This is a genomic window from Kineothrix alysoides (assembly GCF_000732725.1).
Taxonomy (GTDB): Bacteria; Bacillota; Clostridia; order Lachnospirales; family Lachnospiraceae; genus Kineothrix; species Kineothrix alysoides.
Genome location: NZ_JPNB01000001.1, coordinates 1,509,410 through 1,525,426, shown reverse-complemented (window position 1 = coordinate 1,525,426; position 16,017 = coordinate 1,509,410). Strand labels below are relative to the sequence as shown.

Below are 16,017 nucleotides of genomic sequence, written 5' to 3'. Positions count from 1 at the left end.
GAAAATATACTGGATTTTTTGTAGAAAGTGTGCGAGAATAGTAGTTGCGATTATGAAAAAAATATTCACGAGTTACATATTGAAAGGAGTTTTCACATGATTTATTCAAAGGAAGTTGAAGAAATGTGTACGGTAGCACAAGGCGTAAATCACGGCTGTGCTCCTATCCCAGAAGAAGCAAAATGGGTTAAGGCGAAAGATGTAAAAGATATTTCCGGTTTGACACACGGTGTAGGCTGGTGTGCTCCTCAGCAGGGCGCTTGCAAGCTCACGCTTAATGTTAAGGAAGGTATCGTTCAGGAAGCTCTGATAGAGACTATCGGATGTTCAGGAATGACTCACTCCGCAGCTATGGCGGCTGAAATTTTACCGGGAAGAACAGTTATGGAAGCGTTGAATACGGACCTTGTATGCGATGCTATCAACACTGCTATGAGAGAATTATTCTTACAGATCGTTTACGGAAGAACCCAGAGCGCATTTTCAGAAGACGGACTTCCGGTTGGTGCAGGTCTTGAAGACTTAGGAAAAGGACTTAGAAGTCAGGTTGGTACTATGTACGGTACTTTAAACAAAGGTCCTCGTTATCTTGAAATGGCTGAAGGCTACGTAACGGGCATCGCGCTCGATGCGGAAGACCAGATTATCGGTTATCAGTTTGTAAGCCTTGGCAAAATGACAGATTTCATCAAAAAGGGCGATGATCCGAACACAGCTTGGGAAAAATCAAAAGGTCAGTATGGACGTGTTGCTGATGCTGTTAAGATTATCGATCCGAGAGAAGAATAGGAGGACATAAAAAATGGCATTATTTGAATCATATGAAAGAAGAATTGATAAGATTAATTCCGTATTGAACGGCTATGGAATCTCTTCTATCGAAGAAGCAGAAAAAATAACAAAAGACGCAGGTCTTAATGTATACGAACAAGTAAAGGGCATTCAGCCTATTTGCTTTGAGAACGCTTGCTGGGCTTACATTGTAGGTGCTGCAATCGCAATCAAAAAGGATTGCAGAAAAGCGGCAGATGCTGCTGCAGCAGTCGGTGAAGGCCTTCAGGCTTTCTGTATCCCCGGTTCCGTTGCTGATACCCGCGTGGTAGGCATTGGTCACGGTAATTTAGGAAAAATGTTATTGGAAGAAGAAACAGAGTGCTTCTGCTTCCTCGCAGGACATGAGTCCTTCGCAGCGGCAGAAGGAGCTATCGGTATCGCTGAAAAGGCTAACAAAGTACGTAAGAACCCCTTAAGAGTTATTCTTAACGGACTTGGAAAAGATGCCGCTCAGGTCATCTCCAGAATTAACGGCTTTACCTTTGTTGAAACAGAGTATGATCCTTACACCAATACGGTAAAGGAAGTATATAGAAAATCTTATTCCGAAGGACTTCGTGCGAAGGTTAACTGCTATGGCGCTAACGATGTATGCGAAGGCGTTGCTATCATGCACAAAGAAGGTGTTGACGTTTCCATTACAGGTAACTCAACAAACCCGACAAGATTCCAGCACCCGGTTGCAGGTACATACAAAAAAGAATGTATGGAACAGGGTAAGAAATACTTCTCCGTTGCATCCGGCGGCGGTACAGGACGTACCCTTCACCCGGACAACATGGCGGCAGGTCCTGCTTCCTATGGTATGACTGATACGATGGGACGTATGCATTCTGACGCGCAGTTCGCAGGTTCCTCTTCCGTACCGGCTCACGTAGAAATGATGGGTCTTATCGGAGCAGGTAACAACCCGATGGTTGGTATGACGGTTGCGGTTGCGGTTTCCATTGAAGAAAGTGCTAACGCTGGGAAATTCTAGGTATTAAAGAAAAATCAACCTTTTTCGGAACTCTATGAATGGAAGAACTGGTTGCTACTAAGGTATAAACATTAAAAAATTAAGTGTAAAACACGGGTAATATACTAGTAATACACACAAGTAATACACAAGAAACTTCAAATTTTTTTGAAGTTTCTTGTTTTATTAAAATTTTCTAATAAACTATTTACAATTATTTCTATATATTATATAATAAACTTGTCTATAGAAAAATGTTTCTATTAGATACCAGTATCTTTTTGTAGATGTGGATTACAATATTATTTTTTGCAATTAATATTCTGTAATTTTGCGTCTGCAAATTAACAGAATTTTTTTATTATAGGAGATGTGGATATGAATGAATTACATTTAAAAGCAAAAGAATTTAAAAAAATGATCGATCCTTGTGATAAGACTAGCAAACATATTAAATATGTTTGTTATGTTCAGGCAAATACAATACCGCAAGAGATTGATAATTGGATGAGTACTAATCCTAGAGAACAAAAAATGTCTACCAATGTTGCACAAAAAATTAAAAACAGTCTTACAGAGAATAGTTCGTTTCATGAATTAAATCGTGGAATATTGTTATCAGCAAAATCGGTTGAATGGAAAAATGGAAGTAATGAATTAATAGTTAGCATGGATGACCCAGAAAAACATGGAAACATTGATGGTGGACATACTTTGCGTGCAATATTAGAAGCAAAAAATAGTAATACTTTACCTAATGATAGATATGTTTTCATGGAAATTTTTGAAGGATTAGAAACTCCAGTTGAATTAGCAGCTGCAAGAAATACATCTGTTCAAGTAGATTTAAAATCCATAGCAGAATTAGAAAATAGTTTTGAGGTATTAAAAAATGTTTTTAAAGATTTAAGTTTTTCCAATAGGATTCAATATAAAATGAATGAGCATTATAATGTTGAAGGTATATCAACTATTGATATAAGAGAATTAATAGCTATTTTATTAATGTTCAGTCAAGAAGTATATCCTTATAGAAATGGACAAGGTGACTTGTCTGAGTCTCAACCTATTCAATGCTATTCAGGAAAAGAAGCAAGCTTAAGAAAGTTTCTTTACATGGGCGGTGGTAAGGAAGAAGACCAGAAAATAAAACGGGAATTAATGATTAATAACATGAGACCTATAATTCCACAAATATTTGAACTTTGGGAAGAAATAGAAATAACTTTTGCTAACGTTTCAAACAAATCTGGAAAAAGATATGGTACAAGAAAATATTCTAGATTTGAAGACAATAATATTGTAGGTAAATCATTCTTAGGAGAAAAAGACCTAAAATATATAATACCAAAAGGTTTAATGTATCCTATAGTTGGTGCATTTCGTGCATTAGTTAAAATTAATGATGATGGAACATATTATTGGCAATGTGACCCAATTAGAGTTTGGAACGAAATTGGATCGAAACTTGTTACTACAATTTTGGATGAAAAAACTGAAAATCCAGATATACTTGCAAAAAATACTAATTTATGGAGTAATTTATTTAAAGAAGTATTTATTTATGGCTATATGAAATAGGTGTAGGTAAACAATAAATAATACACAAATCACGATTTTTCAATAGAAAATCAAGGTTCACTGTTTCGATTGAAGAAGCTGCTACAGCAGGTAAGTTCTAATTAAATAGTTCATTTTATAGGGTTTCTCAAGTCGTAGTTTGGCTTGGGGAACCCTATTTCGTTTGTAAGAGACATAGAGAAAGCTTATAAGATATTTGTAGAATATTGATAAGACACGGACTATGCTGATTATATCCCAATAATATGTTCTGCAGATGCTGTGGTCTATGGATGCTGGATAATTGACATATATTGTCATTCATGTTATGATAATCAAGTGATTAAATTTAATGATTAAATCATTTGTTTTAAAAGATATAGAAAACCAATAATTGTATAACATAAAACAGCCCAAAGGAGTACATATCTATGTCTAATCAAGAAGTAAGAAATAAATTATTAGAGGCAGTTATAAAGTTAATCAGCCAAAAACCGGCGGATAAAATATCCATACGTGAAATTGCCAAAGAAGCAGGGACTAATTCGGCGGCTATCAATTATCATTTTGGAAATAAGGAAAATTTGATAGTGCAAGCTAATAAACATTATTGGATGAAGTTATGTCAAATTTATAAGAATATTTTAGAAGAGGATCAATTAACAGTTGAAAAGGCGGAAGAGTACTCCAAAAAAATTATGGATTATTATTTTGAATCTATTGGAGTATTAAGAACAGAACAGAATAGTTTGATGAATTTTGGGATGGATGAGGATACCAAGGACAGAATAAATCTTCAATTCAATGCTATAAAACATATTATAAAATCACTGAAGCCGGAGGTCTCTGATGTGGATCTCATGGTAAAGGCTATTCGCTACTTTTCTTCCTTGGCTCACCCGGTTTTATGGTCTGAGATGTATGAAAAGCTGGTACCCCAGGACGTTATGCTTGATGATTTGATTACAATTTATATAAAAGATTTAATAGAGAATATTTAAGAAGGGAAAGATTAAAATGTCATCAGTGAAAAGATATTATGATATAGATTGGCTTAGAGCAATAATCGTTTTATCCCTTATTCCCTTTCATGCCACCATCATTTTTAATCAAAATCCAGGGGCTATCATGTATGTAAAAGATACCATGCAGGTTAACAGCTTGATGTTTTTATGCGGTATTATGGATCGGTTCCATATGGTAACCTTATTTTTAATCGCAGGAATGGCAATTTATTTTTCTTTGCTCAAAAGAAGCATGAAGATATTTATAAAAGAACGATTTATAAAGTTATTCGTTCCCTTGTTGACAGGAAGTTTATTATTAAATCCGATTACCACCTATATTTGGTGCATGAATCAGGGGAGGAAAGAAAGCTTTTTCAACCACTATATCGGGTTTTTTACAAGAGGACCGGGTTCCTTTGATGGCTTAAGCGGAGGCTATACGCCGGCGCATCTATGGTTTATATTATATTTGTTTGTGTTTTCGCTTCTGGGTCTGCCGATTTTTAAATGGCTGATGAAAGCTAAATCAGAAAATGTCCTTGATAAACTGGCGGCTTTTTGTTTTAAACCCGGCCGGTTACTGCTCTTTGCAATACCTTACTGCTTACTTTATCTCATTGAAATATTAGATGAAAAAAATCCGATAGCCTATTTTTATGTGGTTCTTATTGGTTTTGTATTTGCTACAAGAGAAGAATATTTGAAAGCTATCTGCAGGGATAAATGGTTTTATTTAACTTTAAGTATTATATTGTATATTATATTCTTTAACGGTGAACCATCTGACGGAGCTTCAATGATAGTAATGTATCTTTTTGGATTTGTTGTTAAATTAGCTAAAATTATTCCGTCATTTGCAATCATTGGGTTATTCCATGAATATATAAATAAGAATTCAAAAGCATTAGTTTATTTGTCCGGAGCCTGTTTTACAATCTATATTGTACATATGATTATTGTAACATCTGTTGGATTCTGGATAATACAGTACGGAATTAATCCCATATTAAAGTATTTTATTATAGTGATCATAAGTTATATTCTATCATTCGGTGCATATGAAATAGTGAAAAGAAACCGGCTATTAGGCTTATTATTCGGTGCAAAATAATAGGACTTTCCATATTAAAGAGGTGAACAGGTGGAAGAAATTATACTCAATGATTCGGATGGGAAGATAGAACATTTTTCAGAGAAGGATTACTGGTGATATGGACAAGATTAGGCTCATATAAGACTTGAAAGAAGTGGGAGGATTGGGATTGCAATTACATCAATATGATTCAAGCAGTGATATTTTCAATGAATTTCGTATAAACTGCGAAAAATGCAGAGGTCTTTGTTGTGTAGCTTTATATTTTTCTAAATTTGATGGTTTTCCTTCGGACAAGGTATCCGGAACACCATGTCACAATTTAGATAGTGATTTTTGCTGCTCTATTCATAGTGAACTCTATTCAAAGCAAATGAAAGGCTGTTTAGCATACGATTGTTTCGGGGCCGGGCAAATTGTTGCCTCCCTATATGAACCGGGGGACTGGAGATCAAATTCCCAAATCGCTCAAGAAATATTCGAGGTGTTTATCAAAGTCTTCCATTTACAGCAAATATTATGGTATCTGTCAGAAATCTTAACTTTGATGCCGGCCAAAACATTATGGAAGAAAACTTCTATTTATATTGATGAATTACATATTCTCATTCAGTCTTCTCCAAAGGATATTTTAAACTTCGATATAGAAGAACTTAGAACAAAAGTAAATCCTTTACTCAAAGAAGCAGGAGAACTTGTTAAAAGGGAAGTCTGTCATACAAACAGGGAAATAAAGAAAAAAGATTTTATAGGGCATAATTTCAAGAAATCAAAACTGGATGGATATAATTTTAGTTCAGCACTTTTAATAGCAGCAAATTTAGAGAGCTGCAGTTTGACAGGAAGTAATTTTATTGGGGCAGATTTAAGGGATACTAATATTAAAAATGCTGATCTTAGAGAAAGTATTTTTTTGACGCAGGGGCAAATCAATGCGGCAAAGGGAAATAAGAACACTCGTATTCCAAAGCATCTTATTAGGCCTCTTTCATGGATGTAAGAGGTAACGGTAAATTTTGGAACAAGAAGTTTCTGCATATCATCTAAACACAAGTGAAGGGTACGTATATAAATAGAATACCCAGCAAAGTATAGAAAAGATTGGAAACTGGGAAGGTCTGCCGGGTGCGGAAGACCGTAGGGTTCTTTGCGTTGATGTAAATGGGGTATAGGTTTCCTTTGATATATTTGTGTTTCATTTTTCGGGTAGAATATAATTCTCCGCTGGTGTTGCGGTAATGTCTTTTATCATAGACATAGGAAAATTGCGGGACATACCAGCTTCTTCCTTTTCCGCTCTGCATAGTCCAATGCTCAAAGGTGCCTTCCAAACGCACTCTGCATAAAAAGTGCTTGCTGATACCAAACATTCCAAGCGCTATAAAGATAATTCCCATCCCAATTCCAAATACAAACATTAGGTAAGTACTGCCGAAGTTTGTCTCTTTTTGCACCAATGGCTCTGCTGCAATGGCCGTTCCGAATAGGAGGAAAAAGAACCCTATTATAGCCAGTGCTTTATTGTTTAGTGAAAATCCCTGCTTAATACAGACGAACATCACAATGCCAATAGAAATGAATGCGGCACCATAGAAGACAGTGTTGTGAAAGATTGAGCCTAAAATCAAGCAAATTAGTTCAATAGCTAACCAGATAATGACATGCATAATAATCCCTTTCTCTATATGCCAATTATAACGTCATACAGATATAATGTGAAGAAAAAAATAAGCTGCGTGAAAAATTAAATATTGAATTGAAGTATAGTAGTTCTTTTCTAACATAAGTCAATTATGTTATAATTTTAAACGCAAGAATACTATTAAAGACGGAATCATTATGTGGAGAACGGCGATGATTAGAAAACAAAAAATGAAGATGCTTCCTTTAAAAACTATATATAATATGCTTTTTCTTCTTTTTATTATGATTCCGATATTGATTGTCTTGTTGGTGTCGCTTTTGATTTTAAATCAGCAGTTCAAGAATCAGGCGATGGAGAATATAGAGCAGTCACAGGAAACAGTTATCGCGGAACTCTTATCAGATATAAGTGTTATGTCCATGCGATTATCTCATTTGATTTATACTAACAATAATGAAATATTGGTTTATGCGGCAGGCACAGATACCGCGCAGTGGGAAATAAGATATGAGAACGAGCAGAAGCTGGCACAAGCAGGAAATCTGGCGCTGGAACCGGTAAAGGACATAGTTTCTGTGGGTTTTTACATGAAGAGCGGCAGGGAGACTTATATAAAAAATGACGTTCGCCGCTCTGAGGAAGAAATCAAACAGACAAAATGGTATCAGGCAGCGCTGGGAAATCCTAATAAAGTATTTGTCGGGTCCTACGATACGAACTCGCTAAATGATCTTTTTACCGGGGGGAAGAAGGATATGCTGATTTTGGTATTCGCTCTCGCTCCGGATGTGACCACGGACCGTTCGCAAAAGATAGAGATGGTGACATTTTATCATTCCACTGCGGCGGCGGAGCGAATCAGGAAATATAATACGGACTATTTGGCAGGAAAAAACAAGCTTGGAATCGCACAGATTACAGACGAAGAGGGACAGGTCATATTTTCCACACAGGAAGAGGAGAATGTGCAGATTACGGAAGGCGAATATACATGTGTGCGGACTCCGATTGAATTTAATAATACCGTATGGTATATCGAAAGCTATATCAAAACCTCGCAGCTTACAGTCGATTATTGGAAGAACGCAGTATTTATTCTTTTAGCGGCAGTGGTGATTCTGGCACTTGCGGCATATTTTTCCCGGTATTTTTTAAGGAGTATTGTAAAGCCGGTGGAGGAGATCAGCAGTGGTTTGCGGCAAGTAGAGGAAGGAAATCTAGAGGTCCACATATCTCCCAGCGGTCAGTTTGAAATAAGAACTATGATTCATCAGTTCAATGCCATGGTAAGGCGGTTGAATGCATTAATTGAGGAATATGAGGATAGGGTGAGGAGCGCAAAGAGGGCTCCGAAGGATTACCTGGCGGCAATGCTTAAAGAAGAAATGACACCGGAAGAGGTGAGCACAAGCTTTGCAGAATTTTTTGCGGAACGCTATGCGATATTGGGCTTCTTTGTGTATGGCTATCATGGAGAAGAGGATGAGGTCAAGGGCGCCTCCCGATTGACCTATAGCTTTGAGCGGAATCCGCGCTTTGCATCAAGATGCCTCCTTTACATGGAGCGTTCCGATTTCTTTTTCATATTTTACCGGATTACAGAAGAGGATTATGTATCCGGAGTTAAAAAAATGGTGCAGGATTTGCAAAAAGCCGTAAAGGCGGAGTTTGGGGCAGGAATTTGCGCTCTTATCGGGCATGAGGCCTTCGGTTGCGGAGATTTTAAATACCGGATTGAGGATATACGAAACAAAATGTGCCTGCGCCATTTGCGGGGAGAATGCGCAGTTATCGATGTGAGCGAGGAAAGTTCCCAGTGGGAGAAGATTATCTCTCTTTCCAGAGAGTACGAACGGCTGGCAGGAGCACTCTATATCGCGGATGAAAAAAACATGGTAGAGGAAAAGGAGCGACTATTCGAACTGTTTCATAATCGCGCCATGGGAGAGCTTTATCAGTTAGCTTGTGCGGTGGTTTTGGCGATAGGAAATAGATTCAGCGAAGATAATTCCAATTTTACCGAGGTATTCGGGAAGCAATACGACTATGTAGAGAAGTTTCGTCATATAGAGGACGTTAGAGGTCTGAAAATATGGCTTACCAATTATTTCGCGTGGATCATGGATTATTCCGCCTCTAAACTGAAGGTTTCAGAGACGGATATGGTAGTGAGGGCCAAGCGGTATATTGCGGCTCATTATGAGGAAACAGAGCTTACGCTGGGGAAGGTGGCGGAGTATGTAGGGCTGAATGAGAAATATTTTACGAATCGTTTCACCAAGGAGGCGGGAGAGAATTTCTCTTCTTATTTGACGGGGCTTAGAATGCAAAAAGCGAGAGAACTATTGAAGACCACAAGTTTTAAGGTGTACGAAATTGCTGAGATGACAGGGTATCAAAATACAGAGCACTTTAACAGAATGTTTAAGAAAATAAATGGAATCAGCCCTTCACAGTATAGAAAAACCATGTAAATTACATGGTTTTTCTTACGATTAATCAAAAAAACTTTATAAATAACAAGAAAGCAAAAACCTCAAATCTGAAGAAAAGTCAATAAAAGTGAATATAAGAGATGGAAACATTTTCTGCGGACTGCTATGCTGAAGCCACAAAAAGAAAGGGAGGAATTGATCAATGAAAAGAAAAGTATTAGCAACATTATTAATCTGTGTGATGACAGCTTCTTTGCTTGCAGGGTGCGGCAGCACAGGCGCGGTGGAAACAAAGGGTACGCAAAGCGCACCTGCAGAAACGGGGAAAGAGGAGGCAGGAACTGAAAATACCGAAGCGACGAATTCTTTAAAGAAGGATTTAAGCGGCACACTTACCTTTGCTATTTGGGACAACAATTTAAATGAATTCATCGAAGATAACGATATGGTAGGAAAGTTTCAGGAACAATATCCTAATATTGATATTGAAGTAGAGAAAATCAAGGATGACAGCGAATATTGGAATGCGATGAAGATGAGAGCTTCGGCAAATCAATTGCCGGATATTATGTTTAACAAGCCTTTTACCTTATCCAGATTTAAAGATTATCTTGTGGATTTGTCGGGAACGCAGGCTAGTGCAAACAACGATCTGGCGGCGGGCTATTCCATTAACGGAAAGGTCTTGGGCATTCCTATGACCTCCGGATATGAATATGTATTTTATTGGAAAGATATGTTTGAGGAAGCGGGAGTTGAAGTTCCGACTACATGGCCGGAATTCGAAGCGGCAGCAAAGACGCTGCAGGATTACTATGGAAAAGATAACCCGGACTTTATGGCAATTGCCTGTGGCCTTAAGGATGAATGGCCTGATTATCCTTATATGGAATTCATGCCCGCACTGGAATCGGGAAATGGGCAGAACTGGAATACCATGGCAAGTCAGGATGCTCCCTTTGCGGAAGGAACCGACATCAATAAGGCATATCAAAAGGTATACAGCTTGTTCACATCCGGCGTGCTGGGCAAGGACCCATTAGGGCTTGGAAACGATCAGGTGACATCATTGTTTGCGGCAAAGAATGCAGCAATTATTGCCCTTGGAGACTGGGGACTTCAGAATATTCAAAACGGTACGGATGATATTTCACAGTTGGGAACCTTTTATCTTCCTACAAGAAACACGGAGTCGGATCTCTATAATGTGATTGTACAGGGAGACTCTTTTATGGGCGTTACCACCCATTCCAAAAATCAGGAAGCTGCGGTTGCATTTGTAGAATGGTTTTATTCTGATGCATGGTATCCGGATTACATCAATTATGTATCCTCTGCATCATCCATGGCGAATTTCCCCAAGGAGAAGGATCCGGTGCTGGCGCAGGCAGATGAGCTCACGCCCGACAAGATTCTTGTAATGTATGATGGCGGAGGCGATGATTTTACTGCAATACAGAATGAAACAACCTTTGATTATAAAAAGCTTGGAGCACAGATGATGACGGATGGTTTTGACTTGAATGCTGCATTGGATGAATTGAATGCAAAATGGGCGGATGCGAGAAGCAAACTGCAAATTCAGTAAGATTTAAAGTCTATGGGGACTGCTTTTAGCAGTCCTCATGTTTTGAAAAGCAAAAGTTTAGAAAAGCTATTATACCCTATGTCTGCGTGCGAAAGATTGCAGGCAGTAAAGAAAGGCTTGGTTATTTGTTATGAGTAAGTTGAGAAAAAGAAGGATGCAGTTCGTTATAACGGCGCTAGTAGTGCCAGTTATATTGTTGATTGTATTTGTTGTAATCCCGGCGGCAGATTTGTTTCGTATGAGCTTTACCGATTGGGACGGATATTCAAAAGACAGTAGCATTGTGGGCTTTACCAATTATATTTCTATGCTGAAAAATAAGGATTTATGGTTGTCACTGAAAAACAATGCTGTTTATTTTGTCATTCATTTTTTTATGATTGCGGCAGAGTTGGGATTTGCCGTTATCCTTACCGGAAGGCTGCGGGCAGCAAAGTTATATAAGACAATGGTGTTTATGCCTTATATTATCAACGGTGTTGCGGTAGCCTATGCCTTTTCCTATTTCTTTTCCCCCATTAATGGTGCCTTTGATGCCATTTTAGGGGTATTGAATTTGGAATTCTTGATTAGGAACTGGTTATCAGACCCTAAAATAGTGAATTATGTGTTGTCTTTTGTCTCAGTGTGGAGATTCAGCGGATATCACGTAATTCTCTTTATGGCCGCTTTACAGTCGATTCCTCAAGACGTGGCGGAGGCTGCAAGGGTGGATGGCGCTAATGCATGGCAGCTATTCAAATACATTCAAGTTCCGGGAATTATGCTCATGGTAGATTTTGTCCTATTCGACAATATTAGGGGCTCGCTTCAGGTGTTCGATATTCCTTTCGTAATTACCTCGGGGGGACCGGGATATGCTTCTTCTACGTTTACGTTGTATACGATAAAAACTGCCTTTACTTATTCGAATTTCGGTCTGGCTTCCACGATGGCAGTTGCAATTATGATTATGATTGTTTTTATTTATGTTATACAGAATAAAATCATCCACGGCTTGATACTTAGGGACAGGAGGAAATGAGATGGTAAAGAGAATTTCAACACAAATCGTAAAGCAAATCCTTTGTGCGGGCATGGTAGTGATTGTTCTGGCACCCATTATCCTTACATTGTTTGCCGCACTTAAAACGAGGGCGGATATGGTTGCAACCTCGCCCTTATTGCTGCCGGAATGGGGGAGAATTACTTTCGATAATTTCAAAGATGTGCTATCCAATAAATACTTATTGATTGGTTTTAAAAATACAGGTATTATATTAGTGGTATCGATATTCTTTAATGTTATGTTCGGAACGATAACTGCGTTTATTATTGAGAGGTTTGAGTTCAAAGGAAAGAAACTGGTAGTATCTTTATTCTTTATAGGTATGCTGATACCCACCTTCGTTACGGAAATTGCACGTTTTCAGATAATTCAAGGCCTTGGTTTATATAATACGCTGGGGGCACCCATAGTCATATATGTGGCTTCCGATTTGATGCAGCTTTATATTTACAGGCAGTTTATTTCCGGTCTGTCCGTTTCTCTCGATGAGGCGGCGTTAATTGATGGATGCAGTTATTTCGGGCTTTTCGTTAAGATTATATTCCCTCTATTGGCTCCGGCTACCGCTACCGTATGTATTATAAAGGCTATAAATATTATTAATGACATGTATATCCCTTATTTATATATGCCTAAGAACAAACTGCGGACCCTTACGACCTTTTTAATGGATTATGCCAATGCCCAATTGGGTTCATGGCAGACATTAGCTGCCGGTATCATCATTATTATGATACCTACCATAGCGATTTATGTGTTTTTTCAAAGGTATATACTGGCAGGGGTAGCGGCAGGTGCTGTAAAAGAATGATTATTGATACCTACCATTACACAAGGAGGAGGCTTTATGAAAGCAGATATTACATGGTTGGATCAACCGGAGGTTTTCCGCGTGAACCAATTGCCGGCGCATAGCGATCATGAATTTTATTCCGGCAGAGAAGAGTTTTTGCATGGGAAGAATTCGCTGGCGCAGCCGTTAGACGGAGAATGGAGATTTTGCTACTCTGTGAATGCCACGGAACGGCCGGCAAATTTTTTTGAGGAAGATTATCCGGAAGAAGGCTTTGGTTATATAAAGGTTCCATGCCATATCGAGCTTGCGGGCTATGATAAGATTCATTACATCAATACGATGTATCCGTGGGAAGGGCATATGTTCCGGAGACCGGCTCATGCCCTGAATAAGGCGGATGGCGCTGAGGGAAGCTTCAGCAGGGCGGACTATAATCCGGTGGGTTCTTACATCAAGCACTTTGATCTGGAGGAGGGCCTTAAAGGTAAGAGAGTTGTCATTTTATTCGAAGGCGTGGAGCAGGCGATGTATGTATGGCTGAACGGCAGCTTTGTAGGCTATGCAGAGGATAGCTTCACTCCTTCTGAGTTCGACTTAACACCCTTTATTAAGGAAAAGGACAATGTTCTCGCTGTTGAAGTGCATAAGAGGAGTACGGCGGCTTATTTGGAGGATCAGGATTTCTTTCGTTTCTTTGGTATATATAGGGATGTGACGCTGTATGCACTTCCGAAGCTGCATGTGGAGGATATTTGGGTTAAGACGGCACTTAAAGAAGATAATGTGTCGGGAACCTTTGCTTTGGATGTAAAGCTGTCCGGAGATAAGCCGGCAGGAACTGTGGTGATAAGGCTGGCAGATTCGGAGAATAAGATCTGCTTGGAAAAAAAGCTTCCTATTATAAATAGTAATATTCGTATGGATCCGGAAGAATTAAAGGGAATCACCTTGTGGAGTCACAAAAATCCATATTTATACGAGCTGACCATAAGCATAGAGGATGAGAACGGAAAAGAAGTGGAATTCGTTCCTTATAAGGTAGGTTTTCGGCGGATTGAAATCAGGAATAAGCTGATGCTCTTAAACGGAAGCCGATTGATTATTAATGGGGTAAACCGTCATGAATGGAGCGCAGAGGGCGGACGCTGCATCGGCAGAAGAGAAATGGAATGGGATATTCAGGTTATGAAAAATAACAATATCAATGCGGTCAGAACCTGCCATTATCCTAATCAGCTTTCGTGGTATAACATGTGTGATGAGAACGGTATCTATATGATGGCGGAAGCGAACTTGGAATCTCATGGTTCATGGCAGAAGCTGGGGACAGCGGAGCCGTCTTGGAATGTACCGGGAAGTCTTCCTGCTTGGGAACCGGCTGTCGTGGACAGGGCGAAGACGAATTTCGAAGTGTTCAAGAACCATACTTCTATTTTATTCTGGTCCCTGGGCAATGAGTCTTATGCAGGAGACGGAATAGAGAGTATGAACCGTTTTTATAAGGAGATAGATGACAGCAGACTGGTGCATTACGAAGGAGTGGTGCATAACAGAGCTTATGAAGAGACCGTATCCGATGTGGAAAGCCGCATGTATGCGCCTCCTGCGCAAATAAAGGAGTATCTGGAAAACGATCCCAAAAAGCCGTTTATCCTATGCGAATATATGCACGACATGGGCAATTCTCTCGGAGGAATGAAATCTTACATCGATTTGCTGGAGGAATATCCTATGTATCAGGGCGGATTTATTTGGGATTATATCGATCAGGCTCTTTTCGTTCGGGATGAGGTAAGCGGGGAAATGGTACTGCGCTATGGCGGAGATTTCGATGACCGTCCGTCCGATTATGAATTTTCCGGCAATGGAATCGTATTTGCCGATAGAACGGAAAAACCCGCGATGCAGGAGGTAAAGTATTATTATGGATTATATGAATAAAGAGAAATATATGGATGAAACGCTGCTCATCGTATATGGAGACAGCGTGCTTGGGCTGCATGGAGAGGGCTTCAGTTATCTGTTTTCTTATGTGAAAGGAGGATTGGAATCCCTGGTAATCGACGGGAAGGAATGGTTGTACCGTACTCCGAAGCCTGCCTTTTGGCGCGCTGTAACGGATAACGATAGAGGAAACGGCTTTCCGCTCCGTTCCGGAATGTGGATGGGAGCCGATTCTTTTATTTCCTATATCGGAGGAGAGGTTATGGTAGACGGGAGTGAAATCCCTTTGCCAATCGCTCCGGAAAATAATAAATATACGGGAAATGAACGTGCTAAAAAAGTATATCTGAAGTTTTTCTATGAGACAATAACTGTACCTTCTACAAAAGTAGAAGTTGCTTACGAGGTATGTGCGGACGGTAAGATAAACGTTCATGTACGGTATCATGGAAATGATAAGCTGCCGGAGCTGCCCGTATTCGGAATACGGTTTGTCATGCCGACAAAGGCTGTAGGATACCGGTACGAGGGATTGTCCGGGGAGACCTATCCCGATAGAATGGCCGGAGGGATTTCGGGCATTTACGATATAGATGGTTTGCCGGTAACGAAATATCTGGTGCCTCAGGATTGTAATGTCCATATGAAGACCAAATGGCTGGAAGTATACAGGGACACGACTTTAAACAATGCGGATCAAAACAATAAGACCTTTGGACTTAAATTTTCTGCTATGGAAGAGGGGAAGGAATTTGCATTTTCCTGTATTCCCTACACTCCGCTGGAGCTTGAAAACGCTTCTCATCATGAAGAACTCCCTCCTGCAAGAAGAACGGTGGTATCTATTCTTGGAGCAGTAAGAGGCGTTGGCGGAATCGATAGCTGGGGTGCGGATGTTGAGCCTGATTACCGTATAAATGCAGGAAAGGATATCAATTATTCGTTCCGAATCAGCAAAGCCTCAATAAATAATTAATAAATATATCTTAAATATTGCAGTCACAATTGCCGTGGTTTTTAATAAGCAGCAATTGTGGCTGTAATTGTTTGCGGCGGGAAACGTTCTTATATATTTTTACTCATTTTAATTAATGATGTTATTGACTATT

General features: G+C 39.3%; 13 protein-coding genes. 12 read left to right on the top strand and 1 reads right to left on the bottom strand.

From position 1 onward, the window contains the following. Window positions 1–96: 96 nt before the first annotated feature. The 6 genes from CC90_RS0107195 to CC90_RS0107170 all read left to right on the top strand — a co-directional run bounded on the left by CC90_RS0107195 (window position 97) and on the right by CC90_RS0107170 (window position 6,452). Entirely contained in the window at window positions 97–789 is a 693-nt protein-coding gene (locus CC90_RS0107195; protein ID WP_031390118.1) for an iron-sulfur cluster assembly scaffold protein, read from the top strand. A 13-nt stretch (window positions 790–802) separates the two neighbouring features. After that, on the top strand, window positions 803–1,813 hold the full coding sequence (locus tag CC90_RS0107190; RefSeq protein ID WP_031390117.1) for a GGGtGRT protein: 1,011 nt from the start codon (window positions 803–805) through the stop codon (window positions 1,811–1,813). Between the two features lie 357 nt (window positions 1,814–2,170). Next, entirely contained in the window at window positions 2,171–3,373 is a 1,203-nt protein-coding gene (locus CC90_RS0107185; RefSeq protein WP_051869319.1) for an AIPR family protein, read from the top strand. Between the two features lie 410 nt (window positions 3,374–3,783). Continuing rightward, the gene (locus CC90_RS0107180; protein ID WP_031390115.1) at window positions 3,784–4,353 is read left to right on the top strand and encodes a TetR/AcrR family transcriptional regulator; all 570 of its coding nucleotides are present in this window, start codon (window positions 3,784–3,786) and stop codon (window positions 4,351–4,353) included. A gap of 25 nt (window positions 4,354–4,378) precedes the next feature. Further along, window positions 4,379–5,470 carry an acyltransferase family protein gene (locus CC90_RS0107175; protein ID WP_157837535.1) on the top strand — a complete coding sequence of 364 codons (1,092 nt, stop codon included), beginning with the start codon at window positions 4,379–4,381 and terminating at the stop codon, window positions 5,468–5,470. 151 nt (window positions 5,471–5,621) lie between these two features. Continuing rightward, the gene (locus CC90_RS0107170) at window positions 5,622–6,452 is read left to right on the top strand and encodes a pentapeptide repeat-containing protein (protein ID WP_031390113.1); all 831 of its coding nucleotides are present in this window, start codon (window positions 5,622–5,624) and stop codon (window positions 6,450–6,452) included. A gap of 43 nt (window positions 6,453–6,495) precedes the next feature. Here CC90_RS0107170 and CC90_RS0107165 read toward each other — a convergent pair whose 3' ends face one another. Beyond that, window positions 6,496–7,119 carry a hypothetical protein gene (locus CC90_RS0107165; protein ID WP_031390112.1) on the bottom strand — a complete coding sequence of 208 codons (624 nt, stop codon included), beginning with the start codon at window positions 7,117–7,119 and terminating at the stop codon, window positions 6,496–6,498. A 187-nt stretch (window positions 7,120–7,306) separates the two neighbouring features. Here CC90_RS0107165 and CC90_RS0107160 point away from each other — a divergent pair, with 187 nt between their 5' ends. The 6 genes from CC90_RS0107160 to CC90_RS0107135 all read left to right on the top strand — a co-directional run bounded on the left by CC90_RS0107160 (window position 7,307) and on the right by CC90_RS0107135 (window position 15,884). Next, window positions 7,307–9,571 carry a helix-turn-helix domain-containing protein gene (locus tag CC90_RS0107160; RefSeq protein ID WP_031390111.1) on the top strand — a complete coding sequence of 755 codons (2,265 nt, stop codon included), beginning with the start codon at window positions 7,307–7,309 and terminating at the stop codon, window positions 9,569–9,571. A gap of 163 nt (window positions 9,572–9,734) precedes the next feature. Then, entirely contained in the window at window positions 9,735–11,120 is a 1,386-nt protein-coding gene (locus CC90_RS0107155) for an ABC transporter substrate-binding protein (RefSeq protein WP_031390110.1), read from the top strand. Window positions 11,121–11,250: 130 nt separating this feature from the next. After that, a complete protein-coding gene (locus CC90_RS0107150; protein WP_031390109.1) occupies window positions 11,251–12,144 on the top strand; it encodes a carbohydrate ABC transporter permease in 894 nt (297 codons plus the stop codon). A gap of 1 nt (window position 12,145) precedes the next feature. Then, window positions 12,146–12,979 (top strand): carbohydrate ABC transporter permease, encoded by an 834-nt coding sequence (locus tag CC90_RS0107145; protein ID WP_031390108.1) that lies wholly within the window; start codon window positions 12,146–12,148, stop codon window positions 12,977–12,979. A 36-nt stretch (window positions 12,980–13,015) separates the two neighbouring features. Continuing rightward, entirely contained in the window at window positions 13,016–14,905 is a 1,890-nt protein-coding gene (locus tag CC90_RS0107140; protein WP_031390107.1) for a glycoside hydrolase family 2 TIM barrel-domain containing protein, read from the top strand. Next, window positions 14,889–15,884: a beta-galactosidase small subunit gene (locus CC90_RS0107135; protein WP_031390106.1), complete on the top strand. Its 996-nt coding sequence runs from the start codon at window positions 14,889–14,891 to the stop codon at window positions 15,882–15,884. The genes CC90_RS0107140 and CC90_RS0107135 overlap by 17 nt, the downstream gene beginning before the upstream one ends. The last annotated feature ends 133 nt before the right edge of the window (window positions 15,885–16,017 follow it).